Source organism: Geopseudomonas sagittaria, assembly GCF_900115715.1.
Classification (GTDB): Bacteria; Pseudomonadota; Gammaproteobacteria; order Pseudomonadales; family Pseudomonadaceae; genus Geopseudomonas; species Geopseudomonas sagittaria.
Map to the genome: position 1 here is coordinate 121,319 of NZ_FOXM01000010.1, position 21,350 is coordinate 142,668.

At 67.4% G+C, this 21,350-nt stretch carries 21 protein-coding genes and 1 pseudogene; 10 read left to right on the forward strand and 12 right to left on the reverse strand.

Annotated features, from left to right (window positions below):
- Positions 1-11 precede the first annotated feature (11 nt).
- From BM297_RS13500 to BM297_RS13515, 4 genes are read right to left on the reverse strand one after another with little or no spacing between them, the layout of a single operon-like run.
- On the reverse strand, positions 12-803 hold the full coding sequence (locus BM297_RS13500; RefSeq protein WP_092432371.1) for an SDR family oxidoreductase: 792 nt from the start codon (positions 801-803) through the stop codon (positions 12-14).
- Complete coding sequence (locus BM297_RS13505; protein ID WP_092432372.1) at positions 790-1,464, reverse strand: iron-containing redox enzyme family protein; 675 nt, start codon at positions 1,462-1,464, stop codon at positions 790-792. Before BM297_RS13505 ends, BM297_RS13500 begins: the two co-directional genes overlap by 14 nt.
- On the reverse strand, positions 1,464-2,939 hold the full coding sequence (locus tag BM297_RS13510) for an AMP-binding protein (protein WP_092432374.1): 1,476 nt from the start codon (positions 2,937-2,939) through the stop codon (positions 1,464-1,466). The genes BM297_RS13505 and BM297_RS13510 overlap by 1 nt, the downstream gene beginning before the upstream one ends.
- Positions 2,923-3,621, reverse strand: coding sequence for a thermostable hemolysin (locus BM297_RS13515; RefSeq protein ID WP_342742283.1), 699 nt, complete (start codon positions 3,619-3,621; stop codon positions 2,923-2,925). Before BM297_RS13515 ends, BM297_RS13510 begins: the two co-directional genes overlap by 17 nt.
- Before the next feature lie 260 nt (positions 3,622-3,881).
- Here BM297_RS13515 and BM297_RS13520 point away from each other — a divergent pair, with 260 nt between their 5' ends.
- The 3 genes from BM297_RS13520 to BM297_RS13530 all read left to right on the forward strand — a co-directional run bounded on the left by BM297_RS13520 (position 3,882) and on the right by BM297_RS13530 (position 8,057).
- A complete protein-coding gene (locus BM297_RS13520) occupies positions 3,882-5,222 on the forward strand; it encodes an OprD family porin (protein ID WP_092432377.1) in 1,341 nt (446 codons plus the stop codon).
- Between the two features lie 157 nt (positions 5,223-5,379).
- Positions 5,380-7,095, forward strand: a complete 1,716-nt coding sequence (locus BM297_RS13525; RefSeq protein ID WP_092432379.1) for a proline--tRNA ligase — start codon at positions 5,380-5,382, stop codon at positions 7,093-7,095.
- Between the two features lie 8 nt (positions 7,096-7,103).
- Positions 7,104-8,057: a hypothetical protein gene (locus BM297_RS13530; RefSeq protein WP_092432381.1), complete on the forward strand. Its 954-nt coding sequence runs from the start codon at positions 7,104-7,106 to the stop codon at positions 8,055-8,057.
- A 9-nt stretch (positions 8,058-8,066) separates the two neighbouring features.
- Here the strand turns inward: BM297_RS13530 and BM297_RS13535 are convergent, their stop codons facing one another.
- Entirely contained in the window at positions 8,067-8,540 is a 474-nt protein-coding gene (locus BM297_RS13535) for a TlpA disulfide reductase family protein (protein WP_092432382.1), read from the reverse strand.
- 150 nt (positions 8,541-8,690) lie between these two features.
- Between BM297_RS13535 and BM297_RS13540 the strand changes: the two genes are divergently transcribed.
- Positions 8,691-9,080: a hypothetical protein gene (locus tag BM297_RS13540; RefSeq protein WP_092432384.1), complete on the forward strand. Its 390-nt coding sequence runs from the start codon at positions 8,691-8,693 to the stop codon at positions 9,078-9,080.
- Between the two features lie 13 nt (positions 9,081-9,093).
- Here the strand turns inward: BM297_RS13540 and BM297_RS13545 are convergent.
- A pseudogene (locus BM297_RS13545) lies at positions 9,094-10,340 on the reverse strand (YihY family inner membrane protein).
- 98 nt (positions 10,341-10,438) lie between these two features.
- Here BM297_RS13545 and arsC point away from each other — a divergent pair.
- From arsC to BM297_RS13560, 3 genes are read left to right on the forward strand one after another with little or no spacing between them, the layout of a single operon-like run.
- On the forward strand, positions 10,439-10,792 hold the full coding sequence (gene arsC, locus BM297_RS13550) for an arsenate reductase (glutaredoxin) (protein WP_092432386.1): 354 nt from the start codon (positions 10,439-10,441) through the stop codon (positions 10,790-10,792).
- Positions 10,789-11,385: an NAD(P)H:quinone oxidoreductase gene (gene wrbA / locus BM297_RS13555; RefSeq protein WP_092432388.1), complete on the forward strand. Its 597-nt coding sequence runs from the start codon at positions 10,789-10,791 to the stop codon at positions 11,383-11,385. The genes arsC and wrbA overlap by 4 nt, the downstream gene beginning before the upstream one ends.
- Position 11,386: 1 nt before the next feature.
- Positions 11,387-11,794 (forward strand): DUF2069 domain-containing protein, encoded by a 408-nt coding sequence (locus BM297_RS13560; RefSeq protein ID WP_092432389.1) that lies wholly within the window; start codon positions 11,387-11,389, stop codon positions 11,792-11,794.
- A 226-nt stretch (positions 11,795-12,020) separates the two neighbouring features.
- On the opposite strand, the gene hda is transcribed toward BM297_RS13560, so the two are convergent.
- The 3 genes from hda to BM297_RS13575 are packed head-to-tail and all read right to left on the reverse strand — an operon-like array spanning position 12,021 to position 14,899.
- Complete coding sequence (gene hda, locus BM297_RS13565) at positions 12,021-12,725, reverse strand: DnaA regulatory inactivator Hda (protein ID WP_090312743.1); 705 nt, start codon at positions 12,723-12,725, stop codon at positions 12,021-12,023.
- Entirely contained in the window at positions 12,722-13,816 is a 1,095-nt protein-coding gene (locus tag BM297_RS13570; RefSeq protein WP_175526653.1) for an AI-2E family transporter, read from the reverse strand. Before BM297_RS13570 ends, hda begins: the two co-directional genes overlap by 4 nt.
- Positions 13,817-13,864: 48 nt before the next feature.
- Positions 13,865-14,899, reverse strand: a complete 1,035-nt coding sequence (locus BM297_RS13575; protein ID WP_092432391.1) for a DUF2066 domain-containing protein — start codon at positions 14,897-14,899, stop codon at positions 13,865-13,867.
- A gap of 165 nt (positions 14,900-15,064) precedes the next feature.
- Between BM297_RS13575 and purM the strand changes: the two genes are divergently transcribed.
- Genes purM through BM297_RS13590 form a run of 3 tightly spaced genes read left to right on the forward strand, consistent with a single transcriptional unit; the run spans position 15,065 to position 17,534 of the window.
- On the forward strand, positions 15,065-16,123 hold the full coding sequence (gene purM / locus BM297_RS13580) for a phosphoribosylformylglycinamidine cyclo-ligase (RefSeq protein WP_092432393.1): 1,059 nt from the start codon (positions 15,065-15,067) through the stop codon (positions 16,121-16,123).
- Complete coding sequence (gene purN, locus BM297_RS13585; protein ID WP_092432396.1) at positions 16,123-16,785, forward strand: phosphoribosylglycinamide formyltransferase; 663 nt, start codon at positions 16,123-16,125, stop codon at positions 16,783-16,785. Before purM ends, purN begins: the two co-directional genes overlap by 1 nt.
- A 38-nt stretch (positions 16,786-16,823) precedes the next feature.
- Positions 16,824-17,534 (forward strand): DUF3108 domain-containing protein, encoded by a 711-nt coding sequence (locus tag BM297_RS13590; protein WP_092432398.1) that lies wholly within the window; start codon positions 16,824-16,826, stop codon positions 17,532-17,534.
- Positions 17,535-17,609: 75 nt separating this feature from the next.
- On the opposite strand, the gene BM297_RS13595 is transcribed toward BM297_RS13590, so the two are convergent.
- The 3 genes from BM297_RS13595 to relA form a co-directional block, all read right to left on the reverse strand.
- A complete protein-coding gene (locus tag BM297_RS13595; RefSeq protein WP_092432400.1) occupies positions 17,610-18,152 on the reverse strand; it encodes a DUF2058 domain-containing protein in 543 nt (180 codons plus the stop codon).
- A 79-nt stretch (positions 18,153-18,231) separates the two neighbouring features.
- Positions 18,232-19,071, reverse strand: a complete 840-nt coding sequence (mazG, locus tag BM297_RS13600; RefSeq protein WP_281250248.1) for a nucleoside triphosphate pyrophosphohydrolase — start codon at positions 19,069-19,071, stop codon at positions 18,232-18,234.
- A 1-nt stretch (position 19,072) separates the two neighbouring features.
- Complete coding sequence (gene relA, locus BM297_RS13605; RefSeq protein WP_092432402.1) at positions 19,073-21,319, reverse strand: GTP diphosphokinase; 2,247 nt, start codon at positions 21,317-21,319, stop codon at positions 19,073-19,075.
- Positions 21,320-21,350 lie beyond the last annotated feature (31 nt).

Here is a 21,350-nt window from a genome sequence, read left to right on the forward strand (position 1 = left end):
TCAGGAAGGAATCAGGATTTGCCGCGGGCGAAGCGCTGGATGATCGGCAACTGCTTGCGCAGCGCCTGATCCACCATCCGCGGCAGCAGGCTGTTGAGGCGCACGAAGAGCTTTTCCGGCCAGCCCAGATAGAGCTCCTCGCTCTCGCGACCGATGGCCTTGACCACGGCATCGGCCACCAGGGCCGGGGCGTCCATGGCCACCTTGAGCTCGTCGTTCATCGCCACCACGCTCTGCTCGTTCATGCTGGTGCGGGTGGCGCGCGGGGCGATGTACATGACCTTGACCCGGGTATCGGCCAGCTCGCGACGCAGCGCCTCGGAGAAGCCGCGCAGGGCGAACTTGCTCGCGCAGTAGGCGGAAAACCCCGGATAGCCGATCGAGCCGAAGGTCGAGCCGATGTTCACCACCAGCGCCTGGCCCTGCTGACGCAACATCGGCAGCAGACGATGGGTGAGCTGCAGGGTCGCGGTGACGTTGAGCTGGACCAGCGCCGCCAGGGCCTCCTCGTCGTGCTGCTCAAGCATGCTGAAGTGGTTGATCCCCGCCGCGTTGATCAGCAGGTTGACGCCGCCCATGCGCCGCGCCGCCTGCAGCACCGCCTCGCGCCCGGCGCTGGCGGTGATGTCGGCGCAGACGCTCTCGGCGCGGCCGTGGCACTGCGCCACCAACTGCTCGAGACGACTCGCCTGGCGGCCGACCAGCAGCACCCGCGCGCCGCCGGCGCACAGCCGCTCGGCCAGCAACTGGCCAATGCCGCCGGTGGCCCCGGTGAGCAGGACGCGACACTCAGACAGCTGCATGCTGGTTCTCCCCTGACAGCGGCAGGCTGCGGAACAGGTCGCCGTACAGGCGATAGACCACCCGCGCGGTGTGCACCACCGCGGCCTGGTCGGCCGGATCGTCGAGACGATCCATCAGCGTCTTGAAGAACTCGACGTGGCTGATGTCCAGGCTGCCGTGGGAGGTCAGGTAGCTGAAGGCCTGGGCCGGCAGCTGCAGGCGATCCTGGATGATCGCCGCGGCCTGGGTGGCCAGGGCGATGCTGGTGCCCTCCAGCACGTTGACCATGCCGAAGAAACTCACCGGATTGTCGCGGGCGATGCGGTCGTAGACGTAGCTGACCATCAGCTCGGTGGGCAGGTTGGGCGTCCCGCGGCGCACCGCCTCGGCATCGGCGCCACAGGCGCGGATGTCGTTGAGGATCCATTCCTGGTGGCCGTACTCTTCCTCGATGTACTCGGCAATTGCCTCGCGCAGCCACTCCAGGCGCTCCGGCAGGCGCGCCCCGCAGGCCATCAGCAGCGGCACGGTGTGTTTGACGTGGTGGTAGGCCTGGGCGAGGAAGGCCACGTAGCTGTCGAGGCTAATCCGTCCGGCGAGGACCTCGGCGAAGATCGGCGCGGCCAGCAGGTACTCGCGCTCGGCTTGGGTCTGTTCTTGCAGGGACTGGTAGAAACTCATCAATGCGCTTCCTCTAGATGATCTGTGGCATCCATCAGTTCGTCGATGGCGCTCTGGTAATACGGCAACAGCGCGGTGCGGCGCAGCCGGCCATTGGCCGTGGCCAGGCCGTTGGCCTCGCTGAACGGCTGCGCGGCACGCAGCCAGTGATGGACACGGGCGTAATCGGGCAGCCCGGCGTTGACCCGATCGATGGCCGCCTGCAGCTCGGCGTCCGCCAGCTCGCCGCCGCGCGGTACGATCACCGCGACGTTGGCCGCCAATGCCTCGCCGTACAGCCAGGCCTGGGCAATCGGTAGTTGCTGGACCAGCTCCGCCTCGACCCATTCGGGATTGACGTTGCGGCCGAAAGCGGTGACGAACTGGTGCTTCTTGCGCCCGTGCAGAACCAGGAAGCCGTCCTCCCAATGCCCTAGATCGCCGGTGCCCAGCCAGTCGTCCGCCAGCGGCGGCTCGCCGAGGTAGCCGAGCATGCAGGCGCCACGCACCAGCACTTCGCCATCGTCCGCCAGGCGCACCTCGGCATGCGCCAGCGGCTGACCGACCGTACCGATGCGCCGCTGCTCGGGGGTGTTCAGGCAGACCACCGAGGCGCACTCGGACAGCCCGTAGCCCTCGAACACCGGCAGCCCCAGGGCGGCGGCGCGCTCGAGCAACTGCGGCGCCACCCGCCCGCCGCCGACGGCGATGAAGCGCAGCGAATCCGGCAGCGGCAGTCCGCGCTCGGCGGCGCTGACCAAGCCCAGCAGCAGCTGCGGCAGCAGGATCAGGCTGTTCGGGCGCAGGCGCGCCAGCGTGGCGAGGAACACCGGCAGCTCGAACTGACTGGCGCCGCGCAGGCCGACCGCAGCCAGCGGCGGCAGTTCGATGCGCGCGCCGAGCAGCAGTGGCGTGTAGTTGCCGGCGAGGTTTTCCAGCAGGGTCGCCAGCGGCAGCACGCACAGGTGGCGCTCGATATCGCGGTTGGCGAGGGTCTGGCGCAGGCTCTCGGCCACCGCGAGCATCGCCTCGGCCGCCAGGCACACGCCCTTGGGCTGGCCGGTGGTGCCGGAGGTGTAGGTGATCTTCGCCGTGCCGGCCGGCAGCGGCGCGGCAGCGGCGACCGGGCGCCGGCACAAGCCGTCGCCGCCCGCCACGAAGCCCAGCGCGGCGAAGGCCTCGGGGCTGCTGGTGACCAAAGTATCGACGCCGGAACTGTCGAGCACATGGCGCTGCTGCGCCGGCGAGAAGAACCCCGGCAGCGGCACGCAGACCACCCCGGCGAACAGCGCGGCCAGATCCCAGAGCAGCCAGTCCGCTCCGTTGTCGAGGGCAATCGCCAAGCGCCTCGCACCGCAGCGGTGCAGAACCGCCTGGCGCGCAACGACTTCGTGCTGCAGCTCGGCATAGCGCCACTGGCGCTCACCATCGCTCAGGGCAATGCGCGAACCATGGGCGGTCAACTGCCGCCACAACCGCTCAACCGCAGGCGACATGGGCAAACTCCCCGTCCAGTGCTTGAGCCGAGCGGTAACCCAGCTGCCGATAGACGCCCATCGACTGCAGGCGCTGATGGGCGGCGAGCACGTCGCCGACCATCACCTGCGGCTGGGTGGCGTAGTAGCTGCCCCAGTCGGCCAGCTCTGCGCCCAGGCGCTGCCCATCGGCCGCCCCCAGGTGCAGCAGGCTCAAGCCCAGACGCTGGAAGCTGTTGAGCAGCAGCGAAGTACCGGTGAACGCCACCCAGCGAAAGCCCGCCCTCGCCAGCAGGTCGGTCAGCGCGACGATCAGCAACCGGGCATGCCCGGCGCCCAGCGAGGCCAGGTTGCCGACCTCGGCGATCAACCCACGCGCGGGCTGACTGCCGCCATTGAGTTCGGCGATGCGCTGCTCGACCGGCGTATCCAGATAGCGCTCGAGGAACAGCGCCCCACCCTGCCCGCAACGCACGCCAAGGGCCGCCTGCAACTGTTGCATGGGGTCATACAGGCCCAGCAGACAGGGCATGAAGTGCTGTATCCGGGCGCCATAGTGCTCGGCAAAGCGATCGCCAATAAAGTTTTCCAGCTGTCTGCGACGCTCTGTGCACGGCTTTTGCATAGCGCCATACAGCGCAAGTTCGGCATGTGTACCGATCGTTGCCAGAAAATCATCCTGACCTGACTGAAGCGCCGCCATGAAAAGGCCTCTCCTCTTAGGGTATGGAAGCGATTCTGCGGCGACTGACTTAACACAGTCTTAAGTGCGGCAAGACGGCTTCACAGCCGACAAGGGGGCGGCACTCTCCAGGCGGCCGACCAACGTGGCGTACCCGTACTTTCGTGCCACTTCAGCAGCGTGTTATAAGTTGCCGCCGACAATAAGAAAGTAGTGCCCTGCCAGTCAGTATTCGTGGGGCTGCAAACACTTCGAAAAAATACCAAGGGGCTATTCCTGATATGCAAATGATGAAACTGAGCGCCATCGCGTTCGCCGTCGCCGCGAGCACCTCCCAACTGGCCATGGCCAGCGCGCAGTCCGAGTCGAACGGCTTCGTCGAGGACGGCAGCCTGGTCCTGCTGAACAAGAACTACTACTTCAACCGCGACTTCCGTAACAACGCAGGCACTGGCGGCCAGAGCTACCGCGAAGAGTGGGCTCACGGCATCCTGGCCACCTTCGAGTCCGGCTACACCCAAGGCACCGTCGGCTTCGGTGTCGACGCGCATGCCGCACTGGGCCTGAAGCTGGACAGCGGCAAGGGTACCGACGGCACCGGCCTGCTGCCGACCGGCGCCGACGGTCGCTCCCAGGACGACTACTCCTATGCCGGCGGCGCGGTCAAAGCGCGCATCTCCAACACCGAACTCAAGTACGGCAATCTGTTCCCGACCGCTCCGGTCTTCGCCACCGGTACTGCTCGCCTGTTCCCGGGCTCGGCCACCGGCTTCCAGCTGTTGAGCAGCGAGATCGACGGCCTGAATGTCGACGCCGGTCACTTCACCGCGATCCGTGACGGCAGCCGCGAAACCAACAGTGACGGCGACATCACCCTGGCCTACTCCGCCCTGCCGATCGACGCCAAAAGCGCCGACTACCTGGGCGGCACCTACGCCTTCACCGACAACTTCAGCGCCACCCTGTACGGCGCCCAGCTGGAAGACGTCTGGAACCAGTACTACGCCAACCTGAACTACAGCATCCCGCTGAGCGACAGCCAGGCGCTGACCTTCGACGCCAACGTCTACGACACCAGCGAAACCGGTGACGAGAAGGCCGGCAAGATCGACAACACCACCTGGTCGCTGTCTGCCGCCTACACCCTGGGTGCGCACAAACTCACCCTGGCCCACCAGCAGGTCGATGGCGACGTGCCGTTCGACTACATCTCCATGGACGGCCGCAACTCCGGCGACTCGATCTTCCTGGCCAACTCGGTGCAGTACTCCGACTTCAACGCGCCAAACGAGAAGTCCTGGCAGCTTCGTTACGACCTGGACATGGCCGCCTTCGGCGTACCGGGCCTGAGCTTCATGGCGCGCTACATCACCGGTGAGGACATCGACGGCACCAAGGCAGACGCCAGCGGCGCCTACAGCTACTTCAACACGGTCGAAGACGGCAAGGAGTGGGAGCGCAACCTGGAAGCCAAGTACGTGTTCCAGGCAGGCGCCGCCAAGGATCTGTCGATCCGTGTACGTCACTCCACCTGGCGCGCCAACGGCGAAGCCAATCCAGCCCTGGGTGACGACCTCGACGAAATCCGCGTGATCACCGAGTACCCGCTGAGCATCCTGTAACGCTCCGCTGCCCACTCGCTGAAACGGAAGCCCGGCCCTGCGCCGGGCTTCCGCTTTTTCGGCCCCGCACAGTCCATCCCCCCGCCCTGTACGCCACCAGACCCGCGCCGTACAATGCGGGCATTTTTCCGTTCAGCGAAACCGGATCATCCTGCCCATGCGTACCAGCCAGTATCTGATCTCGACCCTCAAGGAAACCCCCACCGACGCCGTGGTCATCAGCCACCAGCTGCTGCTGCGTGCCGGGATGATCCGCAAGCTCGCTTCCGGCCTGTACACCTGGCTGCCGATGGGCCTGCGCGTGCTGCGCAAGGTGGAGAACATCGTGCGCGAGGAAATGAACGCCGCCGGTGCCCTCGAGGTGCTGATGCCGGCCATCCAGCCGGCCGAGCTGTGGCAGGAATCCGGACGCTGGGAGCAGTACGGCCCCGAACTGCTGCGCATCAAGGACCGCCACGGCCGCGAGTTCTGCGTCGGCCCGACCCACGAGGAAGTGATCACCGACCTGGCACGCAACGAGCTGAACAGCTACAAGCAGCTGCCGATCAACTTCTACCAGATCCAGACCAAGTTCCGTGACGAGATCCGCCCGCGCTTCGGCCTGATGCGCGGCCGCGAGTTCCTGATGAAGGACGCCTACTCCTTCCACCTCAACCAGGAGTCGCTGCAGGAAACCTACGACCGCATGCACCAGGCGTACTGCAACGTGTTCACCCGCCTGGGCCTGAACTTCCGTCCGGTGCAGGCCGACACCGGCTCGATCGGCGGCACCGGCTCCCACGAGTTCCACGTGCTCGCCGAGTCCGGTGAAGACGACATCGCCTTCAGCGACAGCTCCGACTACGCCGCCAACATCGAGAAAGCCGAGGCCATCCCGCGCGAAACCGCGCGTGGCGCCGCAACCGAGCAACTGCGCCTGGTCGACACCCCGGACGCCAAGACCATCGACGAGCTGGTCGCCCAGTTCGGCGTGGCCATCGCCAAGACCGTCAAGACCCTGGTGGTGCACGGCGCCGAGAAAGGCCAGCTGGTCGCCCTGCTGGTACGCGGCGACCACGAGCTGAACGAGATCAAGGCCGCCAACCTGGCCCAGGTCGCCAGCCCGCTGGTGTTCGCCTCCGAGGCCGAGATCCGCGCCGCCATCGGCGCCGGCGCCGGCTCGCTCGGCCCGTTGAACCTGCCGCTGCCGTGCATCGTCGACCGCTCGGTGGCCCTGATGAGCGACTTCGCCGCCGGCGCCAACGTCGACGACAAGCACTACTTCGGCGTCAACTGGGAGCGCGACCTGCCGCTGCCGGAGATCGCCGACCTGCGCAACGTGGTTGCCGGCGACCCCAGCCCGGACGGCCAAGGCACCCTGGAGATCAAGCGCGGCATCGAAGTCGGCCACATCTTCCAGCTCGGCACCAAGTACAGCGAGGCGCTCAAGCTGTCGGTGCTCAACGAGATCGGCAAGCCGGTGACCCTGACCATGGGCTGCTACGGCATCGGCGTGTCGCGCGTGGTGGCTGCCGCTATCGAGCAGAACTGGGACGAGCGCGGCATCCTCTGGCCCGAGGCGCTGGCACCCTTCCAGATCGCCATCGTGCCGATGAAGTACGAGAACGCCGCCGTCAAGGAAGCCGCCGACCGCCTGTACGCCGAGCTGACCGCCGCCGGCTACGAAGTGCTGTTCGACGACCGTGACAAGAAGACCAGTCCGGGCGTCAAATTTGCCGACATGGAACTGATCGGCATCCCGCACCGCATCGTGGTCAGCGAGCGCGGCCTGGCCGAGTCGGTTCTGGAATACAAGGGCCGTCGCGACAGCGAGGCGCAGAGCGTACCGCTCGCCGAGATCCCGGCCTTCCTCGCAGCCCGCCTCAACCGTTAAAAGAGATCATGCCCAGACGCTGCCATCGCCTTGCCGGCGCCGCCTTGTGCGGCACCGTGCTCCTCACCGGTTGTGCCAACCAGCTGCCGCAACGCAGCGAACTCGAGGAGCGGGTCGAGCGCAAGCTGCTCGATCACCGCCTGCAGATCGACGCCGGCAGCCCGCTGGTGCTCGACCTGCCGCAACGCCGTGTGCGCGTCCGGGAGCAGAAGACCTTCGAGGTCACCCCGTTCGAGGTCACCCGCCGCTACCAGCGCTATACGCCCTACCAGCCCTGGCGCGAACTCTACGAGATCCCGCTGGGCGCGCTGGCGGTGGTCGCCGGGGTCGGCGCCAACGTGCTCAACGTGCCGCTGCTCGGCCGCCTGCCGGAAAGCGCCACCCGCGGCTGGATCAGCTACGGCTTCGCCGGCCTCAACCCGTTCATGAACGCCGAATCCAACGGCCGCGCGCAGCAAAACCTGGCCTCCCTGGACGAGCAGCAGGGCGAAACCCGCCTGGAATACTCCAGCCTGCCCTGGGCCGAACGCCCGGTGCTGGTCCTGGCCGGCGACCAGAGTTACGAGCTGACCACCAACCGCAACGGCGTGCTGCGCCTGAACCTGCTGGACATCCCGTTCGCCGAGCAGGATCTGGGCCGCGTCGGCAAGCTGCAGCTCCAGGTGGAAGATCCACAGGACCAGACCCGCGCCGACCTCACCCTGCTGGTCAGCAGGTCCCTGCGCGGGCGTCTGCAGGAAGCCCACGCGCTGATCTACGAAGACCTCGAGGACAGCGACGTGAGCCGCTGGGTGCATCGGGTCAAGCGCCTGTCCGAACTGGGCATGGAAGAGGAAGCCAGCGAGCTGGAGCAGAGCCTGATCGAACTCACCCGCAACGACCCCGAACTGCAGGAGGAGCTGGTCCAGGCGCTGCTCAAGGATGCCGGGCGTGTCGCGGCCACCACCAGCAGCGACAGTTAAGCCAATCCGCTAATCCGCAGAGCGGCGCAGCTCCGCCAGCCGGGCCTTCAGCCCCAGCGCCGTCTGCTCGCCGGGCAGCTGCTCGCGCACCCGGCCCTGCGGATCGACCAGCCAGGTCACCGGCAACACCTGACTCGGCGTCAGCCCCAGGCGCGGCGCCGGATCACTGGCCAGCACGGTGAAGCGGATCCCCAGCTGCTCGGCCGCCGCGCGCAGTTCCTCGCCCTGCAGGGCATCGAAATTCACCCCCAGCACCGTCACCTGCTGCGCCTGCAGTTCCTCGGCCAGGCGATTCAGCTCGGGAATCTCCTTGCGGCAGGGACCGCACCACTCGGCCCAGTAGTTGATCACCAGCCAGCGCCCTGCCAGCTCGCCGGCCGCGATCTGACGCCCGTGCTGGTCGACGCCCCAGTCGGCCTCGCTGCAACCGGCCAGCAGCAGGCTGACGCCCAACAGCCATCCCCGCAACCTTGTCCCACCCATACCTGCCCGCTCCCATCCACTTGTCGGCCGCCGCAGGCTCCGCGCGCAAATTGCGCACCCGGTCACCCGCGGCCTCGTGCTGAACCACAGTTTCCACCCTGCCGGGCTTTTTATAATTCTGACGCCAAATCAACTGCATCAGAGGTCCGCATGCTTTCCCAACACGACCAGCTGCTCCATGCCCTGAGCGCACCCCAACTGGACGCGGTCCGCAGGCACAACGGCAACCGCGGCAACCGTGTCGTCGAACTGGAAGTGGCCGCCTGGCTGCACCTGCCCGGCCTCAGCAACCTGCCGGTATCGCTGATGGTCAGCTATCTCGACGGCGACCAGCCCCGTGAAGTCCCGGTCGACCACGGCCGCATCGATGCGCAGCAGCGCATCCTGCTCTCCGGCGTCGCCCGCCTGCCGCTGCACAAGGCCCTCGAAGGCGTCGAGCTGCGCCTGCGCTGCGCCGTGGTTCCGCAAAGCATCAAGGTCGAGGACATCTTCGTGCAACCCATCGAGTCTGTTGCGACCCGCCAGCTGAACATAGCCTGAAACCGCTGCGCCTTCAGCCGGCCAACGCCTGTTCGCCCAGCCAGTCGGCCAGACTGGCGCCAAGCTGCTCCGCGCGCGCCTGCTCCAGCACCTGCAAGGCATGGCGCAGGCGCGGATACCAGGGAGCGCACAGCTTGCCGGGCAACGACTCCGGCAGGCTGGTCAGCGCCGGCAGCGGCCAGGGACTGCGCTCGAGCAGCTGCTGCAACGAAACCTGCGACAGATCGCGGCACAGCACCCAATCGCCGCCACGGGTGGCCGTCACCAGGCGCTCGCGCTCGAGAAACTCGATCAGCGGCGCCCACTCGTCCTCGTCCAGCACCCAGCCCTGACGGGCCAGCGCCGCGCGCGACAGGGCGCGACCGCTCTGCTGGTGCGCGTACAGCTGCGCCAGCACCCCGAGCAGATTCACCAGCGGCGGCCGCGCCACGCCTCGCCAGCAGCCGGGCGCACCGAGATGACAGACCAGTTCGGCGCCGAACAGCACGATCAGCCAGGCCACCAGGCCAGATAGATCCACAGCAGGAACAGCGGCACGGCGGCGAAGGCCCCATAGATCAGCTGATAGCCGGGAAACTGGCTGACATACAGGGCGAACAGGGCCTTGGCCACCTCGAACGCCAGAGCGCTGAAGCAGCCACCGAGCAGCGCATGGCGCAGCGGCACCCGGGTATTGGGCACCGCCGCATAGAGCAGGGTGAAGGCGGCGATGCCGGTGAGCAGCGGCATCAGACCGATCAGGGTTCCCGCCCCCGGCAGCGCACGGGGGCCGGAGATCAGCTGCAGCGAGGTGACGTAGGTGCCGGCGGCGAAGCCCAGGCCCAGCAGCAGGGGGCCGAGACTGAGGATCGCCCAGTACAGCAGGAAGCTCGACAGCCCGCGCCGCGCCCGGCGCACCCGCCAGATATGGTTGAAGGCATCCTCGATGGTGTGCAGGGTCAGCAGCGCGGTCGCCACCAGTACGGCGACGCCGAGCCAGGTCAGCTCGCGCGCCTGGGTGCTGAAGCCGCGCAGATACGCCTGCACCTGCTCGCCCGCCGAAGGCACGAAGTTGCGGAAGATGAACGCCTGGATCGGCTCACCCAGGTCGCGAAAGGCCGGCACCGCGGCGAGCATGACGAAGGTCACGGTCATCAGCGGCACCACCGCGAACAGCGTGGTATAGGTCAGCGCCGCCGCGCTCTGCGGCCCGCGATCGGCGAAGAAGCGGCCGACCAGATGGACGACGAAGCGCCGCGCCGCCTGCAGGTGTTCGAGCATCCCCTCTCCTTGGTATCCAAACGGCGCCCCCGGAAAGTTCAGGGACATGCGCCGACGCGGTTAGAATAGCGCCCTCCTCTACCCACGGGCCAACCGACATGACCGACCTGACCCTGTATCACAACCCGCGCTGCTCGAAATCCCGTGGTGCCCTGGAACTGCTCGAGGCCCGCGGCCTGCAGCCGCGCGTGGTGCACTACCTGGAAACCCCGCCCAGCGCCGCCGAACTGCGCGAGCTGCTCGGCAAGCTCGGCTACAGCGCGCGCCAGCTGCTACGCAGCGGCGAGGAGGCCTACCAGACCCTCAACCTGACCGACCCGGCGCTGGACGACGAGGCGCTGATCGCCGCGATGCACGCGCATCCGCGACTGATCGAGCGACCGATCCTGGTGGTCGGCGACAAGGCCATCATCGGCCGCCCCTCCGAGCGCATCCTGGAGCTGCTTCCGTGAGCGCACCCTACATCCTGGTGCTCTACTACAGCCGCCACGGCGCCACCGCCGAGATGGCCCGGCAGATCGCCCGCGGCATCGAGCAGGGTGGCATGGAAGCGCGCCTGCGCTGCGTACCGGCCGTCTCCGCCGAATGCGCCGCGGTGAGCGCGGAGATCCCCGAGGACGGCGCGATCTACGCCACCCTCGATGATCTCAAGCACTGCGCCGGCCTGGTCATGGGCAGTCCGACCCGCTTCGGCAACATGGCCGCGCCGCTCAAGCACTTCCTCGACAGCACCAGCAACCTGTGGCTGACCGGCGAACTGGTCGGCAAGCCGGCCGGGGTGTTCACCTCCACCGCCAGCCTGCACGGTGGCCAGGAAAGCACCCAGCTGTCCATGCTGCTGCCGCTGCTGCACCACGGCATGCTGGTCTGCGGCCTGCCCTACAGCGAAACGGCCCTGCTGGAAACTCGCGGCGGCGGCACCCCCTACGGCGCCAGCCACCACGCCGGCAGCGATGGCAAGCGGGCGCTCGACGAGCACGAAACCACCCTGTGCCGCGCGCTGGGTCAACGTCTGGCGCAGACCGCGCAGAAACTGGGGAGCTGAAATGGCCAGGAAGAACAAACCGCTGCCGGCACTCGACTGGCTGGAGCCGCGCCTGCGCCTCAGCCGCTGGCTCAGCCTGGCGCTGTTCGTGGCCCTGATCGGGCTGCTTGCCGTCTGGTACCTGCTGCTGGTCGACCTGCATGGCGCGCGTCCCTGGGTGATCCTCGGCGTGCACCTGGTGCCGCTGGCGATCCTCGCCCCGGGCATGCTGCTCGGCAACGCCCGCGTGCACGCCTGGGCCTGCTACGTGCTCAACCTGTACTTCATCCAGGGCGTGGTCACCGCCTTCCAGCCGGGCCGCGAGCTGTTCGGCTGGCTGGAGGCCGGCGTGAGCCTGGCGCTGTTCTGCAGCGCCCTGCTCTACACCCGCTGGCGCTTCCAGTACGACCGCAAGCTGGCCGGCGAATAATCCGTTCGGATTGGCCGGCACGCCGCTTCCAGGCCGCAAAATCTGCGTGCAAAGCGCCGCGAGCGAAGGCAAGGCAAGGCAAGGCAAGGCAAGGCAAGGCAAGGCAAGGCAAGGCAAGGCAAGGCGAGCGGAACGCTGAAAAGCTGAGTTTACGCGCAGTAAATGAGCATTTTCAGCGCCCCGCTCAACGCGGCATGGCCGAGCGCAGCAGCTTTGCAGCAGACTTTCACCAGCCGAGGGTTTCTTTCAGGAAGGGAATGGTCAGCTTGCGCTGCGCCTGCAGCGAGGCGTGGTCGAGCTGGTCGAGCAGGTCGAACAGCGAGTTCATGCTGCGCGAGCCGCGGGTGAGGATGAAGCGACCGACCTCATCGGTCAGATGCAGGCCGCGCCGCGAGGCGCGCAGCTGCAGGGCGCGCAGCTTTTCCTCGTCGGACAGGCCGTGAAGCTGGAACACCAGCGCCAGGGTCAGCCGCGACTTGAGGTCGGGCAACTTGATCGCCAGCTCGCGCGGCGGCGCCGAGGCCGACAGCAGCAGACGCCGGCCGGCGTCGCGCAGGCGGTTGAACAGGTGGAACAGCGCCTCTTCCCAGGTCGGGTGGCCGGCGATCAGGTCGATCTCATCGATGCACACCAGATCGCACTGCTCGAGGTTGTCCAGCAGCTGCGGGCCGTACATGGCCACCGCATCCAGCGGCAGATACACCGCGCGTCCGCCGAACTGCTCCATGCGCAGGCAGGCGGCCTGCAGCAGGTGACTGCGCCCGACGCCCTCGGCGCCCCACAGGTAGATGAGGTTCTCCGCCCAGCCGGCATCCGTCTCGCACATGCGCTCGACGTAACCCAGCGCGGCCGCGTTGGCCCCGGGATAGAAATTGGCGAAGGTGGCGTCATCACGCAGACGCACCCCCAGAGGCAGCTGGATGGGTTTCATGGGGACTCTGACGACTCCTGAGAGTCGCGGCCTGACTCTCCGTATAGTGCCGACAGTTTATAGAAGTCATGCACATGGCGCAGCAGCACCATGATCACCGCCGCCACCGGCAGGGCCAGCAGCACGCCGGTGAAGCCGAACAGCTGGCCGCCGGCGAGGATGGCGAAGATCACCGCCACCGGATGCAGGCCGATGCGATCGCCGACCAGCAGCGGCGTCAGCCACATGCCCTCGAGCAGCTGGCCGACGGTGAACACCAGCAGCACGCCGAGCAGCGGGTACCAGTCGAGACCGAACTGAAACAGCACCGCCACCAGCGCCGCGACTATGCCGACCACGAAGCCCATGTACGGCACGATGCTGGCCAGCCCGGCGAGCACGCCGATCAGCAGGCCCAGCTCGAGGCCGACCAGCATCAGTCCCGCCGCATACACCAGCGCCAGCGCCAGCATCACCAGCAACTGGCCACGCAAGAAGGCACCGAGCACCTCGTGACACTCGCTGGCCAGCGTCACCACCAGCCCCTCGCGCTTGCGCGGCAGCAGCTTGCGCAGATGCGCCAGCATCAGGTCCCAGTCGCGCAGCAGGTAGAAGCTGACCACCGGGATCAGCACCAGGTTGCCGATCCAGGCCAGCAGCGCCAGGCTCGAGGAAGTCACCTGCGCCAGCAGCATGCCGGCGATGTCGCCCGCCTGGCCGAGGTGTTCGGTGAACAGCGCCTTGAGCCGCTCCAGCTGCCAGAAGTCGGCGCGCAGGCCGAGCTGCTGCTGAACCCAGGGCAGCGCCGCCACTTGCAGCCAGTCGAGCATCTGCGGCACCAGCTCGTACAGGCGCAGCAGCTGCCTGCCGAGCAGCGGCACCAGGACCAGCAGCATGACCAGCAGGATCAGGCTGAACAGGCTGAACACCGCCACCACCCCCCAGGTACGCGTCAGTCCGCGCGCCTCCAGGCGATCGACCAGCGGATCGCCCAGGTAGGCGAGCAGCAGGGCCACCAGAAACGGCATCAGTACCGGCTGCAGCTGATGAACCAGCCAGCCGAGCAGGACCAGGGCCGCCAGCCACAGCCAGCTGCGGGAATCGTTCAACATGTGCGCACTCCGATCCATCCATGAAAGGGCCAGCGGGTGGCCGCGGGCTTACCAGGCGAAGCGCATCCGGTTGGCGGTTGCCGCCGGCACCTGCAGCGGCTGGGCCTGCGGCGCAGCCTGGGCATCGACGGCCTCGGCCGGCAGCTCGTGCAGCCGACCGAGCTGCAGCTGGGAACGCAGCTGATCGGGACTGGCGTCGACCTCATAGACCAGGTTGCCGCCGACCACCGCCTGCAGGCGCGGGGCGAATGGCTCGAGCAGGCGCTGCAGGCTGGCGTAGCGCGCCAGATCGTTGCCCTGCACTTCCAGGGTCAGACTCTGCGCGGCGCCGGCTTTGGCGAACTGCGTCGCCAGGCGCTCGCCGACCTCCAGCAGCACGGCATCGGCCAGCGCGGCCTGGCTGGCGGCACTGCTCGAACCCGACACCCGCTGGCCAGCGACCCACAGCTGCCAGTCAGCCTGCCAGCTGTCGCCGGCGCCCTTCGCCACCACCGCCAGCAGGGCATCCGCCGCGTAGCGCTCGGAAGCCTCCTGCAGCGCCTGGGCATCGCTGCCGCGCAGGGTCTCGGGGTTGGCCAGCAGCTGCTCGTTGAGGTCGCCCAGCGGCAGGTTCAGCGGCACCCCGCGGTGCTGCGCCGCCGCACGCAGGGTATCGGCGCTGCCCTGATCCTCGGCCACCAGTTCGCTGCCGCCGTCCGTCTCGTTCAGCCACCAGGCCAGCACGGTGGCGCGCTCGGCACTCTGCAGGGTCAGGCCGGCCTCGCGCAGGGCACGCTGACTGAGCACCGGATCGAACACCACCGACAGGGTGACCGGCGTACCCGCCTCGTAGACGTACTGCTGCACCAGCTGCTGCGGATCGGCCAGCAGCGGCTGCAGGCGCGGATCCTGCGCCGCCTTGCGCTCGCCGGTCAGGCGCACCACCAGGGTCTGCAGGGCCCGGCTCATGGCCGCGGCACGCTCGCCCGGATCCTGCGAAGCCACCGGCTCGCGCACCTCGTAGAGCCCCTCGACCTGGGCCGCCGTGACCGACAGGGTGGTGAACAACAGGCAGAAGGCAAACCATCGGGCGATCAGGCGCATGCAGGCATCTCGACAAGGGGACAGGCGCGCGGCCAATGCGCGCAACAGACAAGGCCTATACCTTAAACAGCCGTCCGGATGACGGCAACCGCCCGTGATGGCCGCTATCTTGCAAGAATGCTAAAATCGCGCGCTTTCACGCACTTCCTTCAAAGGCCCGGATTTATGAGCAAGCAACCCTCCCTGAGCTACAAGGACGCCGGTGTTGACATCGATGCTGGTGAAGCACTGGTCGAACGCATCAAGGGCGTGGCCAAGCGCACCGCGCGCCCTGAAGTGATGGGCGGCCTGGGCGGCTTCGGCGCCCTGTGCGAAATCCCGGCCGGCTACAAGCAGCCGGTGCTGGTTTCCGGCACCGACGGCGTCGGCACCAAGCTGCGCCTGGCGCTGAACCTGAACAAGCACGACAGCATCGGCCAGGACCTGGTCGCCATGTGCGTCAACGACCTGGTGGTGTGCGGCGCCGAGCCGCTGTTCTTCCTCGACTACTACGCCACCGGCAAGCTCAACGTCGACGTGGCCGCCACCGTGGTCACCGGCATCGGCGCCGGCTGCGAACTGGCCGGCTGCTCGCTGGTCGGCGGCGAAACCGCCGAGATGCCCGGCATGTACGAAGGCGAGGACTACGACCTGGCCGGCTTCTGCGTCGGCGTGGTGGAAAAGAGCGAGATCATCGACGGCTCCAAGGTCGCCGCCGGCGACGCGCTGATCGCCCTGCCCTCCTCCGGCCCGCACTCCAACGGCTACTCGCTGATCCGCAAGATCATCGAAGTCGCCGGTGCCGACATCGAGCAGATCCAGCTCGACGGCAAGGCGCTGACCGAGCTGCTGATGGCGCCGACGCGCATCTACGTCAAGCCGCTGCTCAAGCTGATCAAGGACACCGGCGCGGTCAAGGCCATGGCCCACATCACCGGCGGCGGCCTGCTCGACAACATCCCGCGCGTGCTGCCGGAGGGCGCCCAGGCGGTCATCGACGTAGCCAGCTGGAACCGTCCGGCGGTGTTCGACTGGCTGCAGCAGCAGGGCAACGTCGACGAGCACGAGATGCACCGCGTGCTCAACTGCGGCGTCGGCATGGTCATCTGCGTGGCTCAGGATCAGGTCGAAGCCGTCCTCGCCAACCTGCGCGCCAGCGGCGAGCAGCCGTGGGTGATCGGCAGCATCGCCAGCGGCGCCGAAGGTGCCGAGCGCGTGGTGCTGAACAACCTGAAGGCGCACTGATGGTCCAGCCCTGCAATGTGGTGGTGCTGATCTCCGGCTCCGGCAGCAATCTGCAGGCGCTGATCGACAGTCTGGGCGAAGACAATCCGGCACGCATCTGCGCGGTGATTTCCAACCGCGCCGATGCCTACGGGCTGACCCGCGCGCAAAACGCCGGAATCGCCACCGCCGTGCTGGATCACAAGGCGTTCGAGGGCCGCGAGGCCTTCGACGCCGCACTGATCGAGGCCATCGACGCCCACCAGCCTGACCTGGTGGTGCTGGCCGGCTTCATGCGCATCCTCACCCCGGGCTTCGTGCAGCACTATGCCGGCCGCCTGTTCAACATCCATCCCTCGCTGCTGCCCAAGTACAAGGGCATGCACACCCACCAGCGCGCGCTGGAGGCGGGAGATGCCGAGCATGGCTGCAGCGTGCACTTCGTCACCGAGGAACTCGACGGCGGACCGCTGGTCGTACAAGCCGTGGTGCCGGTGCAGGCGGGCGACACTGCCGAGACGCTGGCCAGCCGTGTACAGATCGGCGAGCATCACATCTATCCGCTGGCGGTACGCTGGTTCGCCGAAGGGCGACTGCGCCTCACCAGTCGAGGTGTCGAACTGGACGGAACCCCCCTGCCGGTCAGCGGCCAGCAGATTCGCGACTTGCCGCCACACCACTGAGGTCACCGGCAAGCGTCCGCAACTCAAGGAGATTTGCCATGCGTCGTGCGTTAACGCTTGCCCTCGCCCTGTTAGGTCTGCCGGCCAGCGCCCTGGCCCTGGAACCCTTCAGCGCCCAGTACACCGCCGACTGGCAGCAGGTGCCGGTCAGCGGCAGCGCCGAGCGCCAGCTGGAGCAGGCCGCCGACGGCAGCTGGACGCTGCGGTTCAAGGCGTCGATGCTGGTGGCCGGGATCAGCGAGGAAAGTCGCTTCAACTACGTCAGCCAGCGCTTCGTGCCGCTGAGCTACCGCTTCGAGCGCAGCGGCCTGGGCAAGAGCAAGAACATCGCCCACGACTTCGACTGGCAGAGCAAGCTGGTCACCGGCAACGATCGCGACCACCCGGTGAAGCTGGTGCTGAAGAGCGGCCTGCTGGACAAGTCGACCTACCAGCTGGCGCTGCAGGAAGATGTTGCCGCCGGCAAGCAGAGCATGAGCTACCAGGTGCTCGACGGCGACGAGATCGAAACCTACGACTTCCGCGTGCTCGGCGAAGAGGCGGTGTCGACCGAAGCCGGCCAGGTCGACGCGATCAAGGTCGAACGCGTGCGCGACCCCACCAAGTCCAACCGCCAGACCGTGCTGTGGTTCGCCAAGGACTGGGGCCATCTGCTGGTACGCCTGCACCAGGTGGAGAAGGACGGCAAGGAATACCGCATCATGCTCAAGCAGGGCTCGGTCGACGGCCGCGCCGTGCAGGGCAAGTAAGTCTGTACGCACATGAAAACGCCCGGCATGCGCCGGGCGTTTTTCATTCTGCGAGAGCCACTCTCAAAGCCTGGATCACCACATCAGGTCGTCGGGCACCACGTAGTCCTTGTACGGATCGTCCTCGTCGTCCGGCACTTCGCTGGCGATGTTGAGCAGGATGATGCGCTGCGGTTCGCGCTCCTGCACCTTCAGCGCCGCCTCGCGCGGGATCAGCTCGTACTTGCCCTCCAGGCGCACGATGGCCAGGGTGCCGCGGCTGAGCTTGTCGCGCAGCATCGGGTTGACCGCGATGCGCTTGACCTTCTTCTCGTCGACGAAGTTGTAGTAGTCCTCGGTCGCCAGGCGCGGCAGGCGGCTGCCTTCGATCAGCTGCTTGACCTGCGCGGCCATCGCCTTCTTCTGCGCCTTTTCCTGCTGCTGGCGGTTCAGTTCCTGGTCGCGGGCGAGCTTTTCCGCCTGCGCCTGGAGCGCCGCCTCGCGCTGCGAATTGTCCTTCTCCAGCTGACCCTTGTGCTCCAGGCGCTGCTGTTTCTGCTTCTGCTTGCCGACCTGCTTGGCCTGCTTCTCGTTGACCAGGCCGGCTTTGAGCAGCTGGTCGCGTAGGGAAAGACTCATGACGTACCTTGTACCCGAGGAATCTGACTGAAGTGTGGCGCCGGCCTGGCGCCCCACCGGGAATGCTCTGGAAAAGCGGCTAGCCGCAGGCGGGGCCTTCCCGCTCCTCACGCTTGGCCTCGCCCCACAGGGCGTCCAGCTGTTCGAGGGTGCAATCTTCCATGCGCCGGCTGTCCGCGCGCAAGGCCTGTTCGATGAACTGAAAGCGCCGCTCGAACTTCTGGTTGGCCGCGCGCAGCGCCGCCTCCGGCTCGACCTTGAGATGGCGGGCCAGGTTCACCGCGACGAACAGCAGGTCGCCGACTTCCTCGGCGATGTGCTGCTGGTCGCCCTCGGCCATCGCCTCGAGGACTTCGTCGAGCTCCTCCTGCAGCTTGTCCAGCACCGGCAGCGGCGCCGGCCAGTCGAAACCGACCTGGGCCGCGCGCTTCTGCAGCTTGGCCGCCCGCGACAGCGCCGGCAGGGCGTGGGGAATGTCGTCGAGCAGCGACAGCTGCTCGGGTGCCGCGGCCTTCTCGGCGCGCTCCTCGGCCTTGATCTCCTCCCAGCGCCGCTTGATCGCCGCCTCGTCGAGCCTGGGCAGGTCCGCCGCGCCGTACAGGTCGCCGTCGGGGAACACGTGCGGATGGCGACGAAGCAGCTTGCGGGTGATGCCGTCGACTACCTGGGCGAAGTCGAAGCGGCCCTCCTCGCGGCCCAGCTGGCTGTAGTAGACCACCTGGAACAGCAGGTCGCCGAGTTCGCCCGGCAGGTGGGCGAAGTCGCCGCGCTCGATGGCGTCGGCCACCTCGTAGGCCTCCTCGAGGGTGTGCGGGACGATGCTCGCGTAGTCCTGGGCAAGATCCCACGGGCAGCCTGACTGCGGATCGCGCAGGCGTGCCATCAGGTGCAGCAGGTCGTCCAGTCGGTAGCTCTCCACCTCAGACTCCCGAGCGGCTGCGCCGCGCCTCGATGATGTTGGGCAGCTGCGAGATGCGCGCCAGCAGGCGGCCGAGCGCCTCCATGCCGGGGATCTCGATGGTCAGGTGCATGTTGGCGGTGTTGTCGTTCTTGTCCGACCGGGTGTTGACCGCCAGCACGTTGATCTTCTCGTTGAGCAGCATCTGCGACACGTCGCGCAGCAGACCGGAGCGGTCGTAGGCGCGGATCTGGATATCCACCGGATAGGTCTTCGCCGGCGCCTGACCCCAGCTGACCTGGATCATCCGCTCGGGCTCGCGCTCGGTCTGCTGCAAGGCCATCGGGCAGTCCTGGCGATGGATGCTCACCCCGCGCCCCTGGGTGATGTAGCCGACGATCGGCTCGCCCGGCACCGGCTGGCAGCAGCCGGCCATCTGGGTGAGCAGGTTGCCGACGCCGAGGATCTGGATCTCGTCGCGCCCGCCGCTGCGCCCGCTGGCGGGGCGGCGCGGCAGCAGCTCGAGCTGGTCGAAATCGCGCTCGGGCTCGACCAGCTGCTGGGCGGCATTGACCACCTGGGCCAGGCGCAGGTCGCCGGCACCGAGGGCGGCGAACAGGTCCTCGGCGGCCTTCAGGTTGCATTTCTCGGCGAGACGCTCGAAGTCGACGCCCTGCAGCGCCAGGCGGTTCAGCTCGCGCTCCAGGTAGTTCTTGCCGGCGATCACGTTCTGGTCGCGCGCCTGCAGCTTGAACCAGTGGACGATCTTCGCCCGCGCCCGCGAGGTGGTCACGTAGCCGAGGTTGGGATTGAGCCAGTCGCGGCTCGGCGCGCCATGCTTACCGGTGATGATTTCCACCTGCTCGCCGGTCTGCAGGCTGTAGCTGAGCGGCACGATGCGCCCGTTGACCTTGGCGCCACGACAGTTGTGGCCGATCTCGGTGTGCACGCGGTAGGCGAAGTCCAGCGGCGTGGCGCCGGTGGGCAGGTCGATGGCGTGGCCGTCGGGGGTGAACACGTAGACCCGGTCGGGCTCGATGTCGACGCGCAGCTGCTCGGCCAGGCCGCCGATGTCGCCGAGTTCCTCGTGCCATTCGAGCACCTGGCGCAGCCAGGCGATCTTCTCTTCATAGTGGCTGGAGCCGGACTTGACGTCTGTACCCTTGTACAGCCAGTGCGCACACACCCCCAGCTCGGCTTCCTCATGCATGGCGTGGGTGCGGATCTGCACCTCCAGCACCTTGCCCTCGGGGCCGATCACCGCGGTGTGCAGCGAACGGTAGCCGTTTTCCTTGGGGTTGGCGATGTAGTCGTCGAACTCCTTGGGAATGTGCCGCCACAGGGTGTGCACGATGCCGAGGGCCGTGTAGCAGTCGCGCACCTCCGGCACCAGCACGCGCACCGCGCGCACGTCGTAGATCTGGCTGAACTCCAGACCCTTGCGCTGCATCTTGCGCCAGATCGAATAGATGTGTTTGGCCCGGCCGCTGATGTCGGCCTCGACCCCGGTGGCGCTCAGCTCGTCGCGCAGCTGCTGCATCACCTCGTTGATAAAGCGTTCGCGATCGAGCCGCCGCTCGTGCAGCAGCTTGGCGATCTGCTTGTACTGGTCGGGCTGCAGGTAGCGGAAGGACAGGTCCTCGAGCTCCCACTTGATATGGCCGATGCCCAGACGATGGGCCAGCGGCGCGTAGATGTCGAACACCTCGCGGGCCACCCGGTAGCGCTTGTCGTCGTCGGTGTTCTTCACCGCACGGATCGCGCAGGTGCGCTCGGCCAGCTTGATCAGCGCCACGCGCACGTCGTCGATCATCGCCACCAGCATCTTGCGCAGGTTCTCCACCTGCGCCTGGGTGCCGAGCACCAGCGACTGGCGCGGATTGAGGCTGGCGCTGATCGCGGCCATGCGCAGCACCCCCTCGATCAGCTTGGCCACCGGCGCGCCGAAGTGCTTTTCCACCGCCTCCAGCTTGGCCTTGCCCTCGCGCACCGCGCGGTACAGCACCGCGGCGACCAGCGACTCCTGGTCGAGCTTGAGGTCGGCGAGAATCTCGGCGATCTCCAGGCCAGTGCGGAAACTCGAGGTGCCCTCGGCCCAGATGTGCTGGACGGCGATCGCCTGCTGCTCGGCCTCGCGGGCGAACTCGCAGGCCTTGCGCAAACTGTCGCGATCCAGGGCCGGATCGACGCCGAGGACGTGATCCAGCCAGGCCTCGAGGTTGATGCTGCCGTCGGTATTGACCGGCTGTTGCGCTCTTACCTGTACCATCGTCTTTCACCTTTCCTGCCACGGCGCGACA

Bases quoted from the DNA above. Each gene is read 5' to 3' on its own strand.
- BM297_RS13500 (WP_092432371.1), bottom strand. From the start codon at position 803: ATGCAGCTGTCTGAGTGTCGCGTCCTGCTCACCGGGGCCACCGGCGGC.
- BM297_RS13505 (WP_092432372.1), bottom strand. From the start codon at position 1,464: ATGAGTTTCTACCAGTCCCTGCAAGAACAGACCCAAGCCGAGCGCGAG.
- BM297_RS13510 (WP_092432374.1), bottom strand. From the start codon at position 2,939: ATGTCGCCTGCGGTTGAGCGGTTGTGGCGGCAGTTGACCGCCCATGGT.
- BM297_RS13515 (WP_342742283.1), bottom strand. From the start codon at position 3,621: ATGGCGGCGCTTCAGTCAGGTCAGGATGATTTTCTGGCAACGATCGGT.
- BM297_RS13520 (WP_092432377.1), top strand. From the start codon at position 3,882: ATGCAAATGATGAAACTGAGCGCCATCGCGTTCGCCGTCGCCGCGAGC.
- BM297_RS13525 (WP_092432379.1), top strand. From the start codon at position 5,380: ATGCGTACCAGCCAGTATCTGATCTCGACCCTCAAGGAAACCCCCACC.
- BM297_RS13530 (WP_092432381.1), top strand. From the start codon at position 7,104: ATGCCCAGACGCTGCCATCGCCTTGCCGGCGCCGCCTTGTGCGGCACC.
- BM297_RS13535 (WP_092432382.1), bottom strand. From the start codon at position 8,540: ATGGGTGGGACAAGGTTGCGGGGATGGCTGTTGGGCGTCAGCCTGCTG.
- BM297_RS13540 (WP_092432384.1), top strand. From the start codon at position 8,691: ATGCTTTCCCAACACGACCAGCTGCTCCATGCCCTGAGCGCACCCCAA.
- arsC (WP_092432386.1), top strand. From the start codon at position 10,439: ATGACCGACCTGACCCTGTATCACAACCCGCGCTGCTCGAAATCCCGT.
- BM297_RS13560 (WP_092432389.1), top strand. From the start codon at position 11,387: ATGGCCAGGAAGAACAAACCGCTGCCGGCACTCGACTGGCTGGAGCCG.
- hda (WP_090312743.1), bottom strand. From the start codon at position 12,725: ATGAAACCCATCCAGCTGCCTCTGGGGGTGCGTCTGCGTGATGACGCC.
- BM297_RS13570 (WP_175526653.1), bottom strand. From the start codon at position 13,816: ATGTTGAACGATTCCCGCAGCTGGCTGTGGCTGGCGGCCCTGGTCCTG.
- BM297_RS13575 (WP_092432391.1), bottom strand. From the start codon at position 14,899: ATGCGCCTGATCGCCCGATGGTTTGCCTTCTGCCTGTTGTTCACCACC.
- purM (WP_092432393.1), top strand. From the start codon at position 15,065: ATGAGCAAGCAACCCTCCCTGAGCTACAAGGACGCCGGTGTTGACATC.
- purN (WP_092432396.1), top strand. From the start codon at position 16,123: ATGGTCCAGCCCTGCAATGTGGTGGTGCTGATCTCCGGCTCCGGCAGC.
- BM297_RS13590 (WP_092432398.1), top strand. From the start codon at position 16,824: ATGCGTCGTGCGTTAACGCTTGCCCTCGCCCTGTTAGGTCTGCCGGCC.
- BM297_RS13595 (WP_092432400.1), bottom strand. From the start codon at position 18,152: ATGAGTCTTTCCCTACGCGACCAGCTGCTCAAAGCCGGCCTGGTCAAC.
- relA (WP_092432402.1), bottom strand. From the start codon at position 21,319: ATGGTACAGGTAAGAGCGCAACAGCCGGTCAATACCGACGGCAGCATC.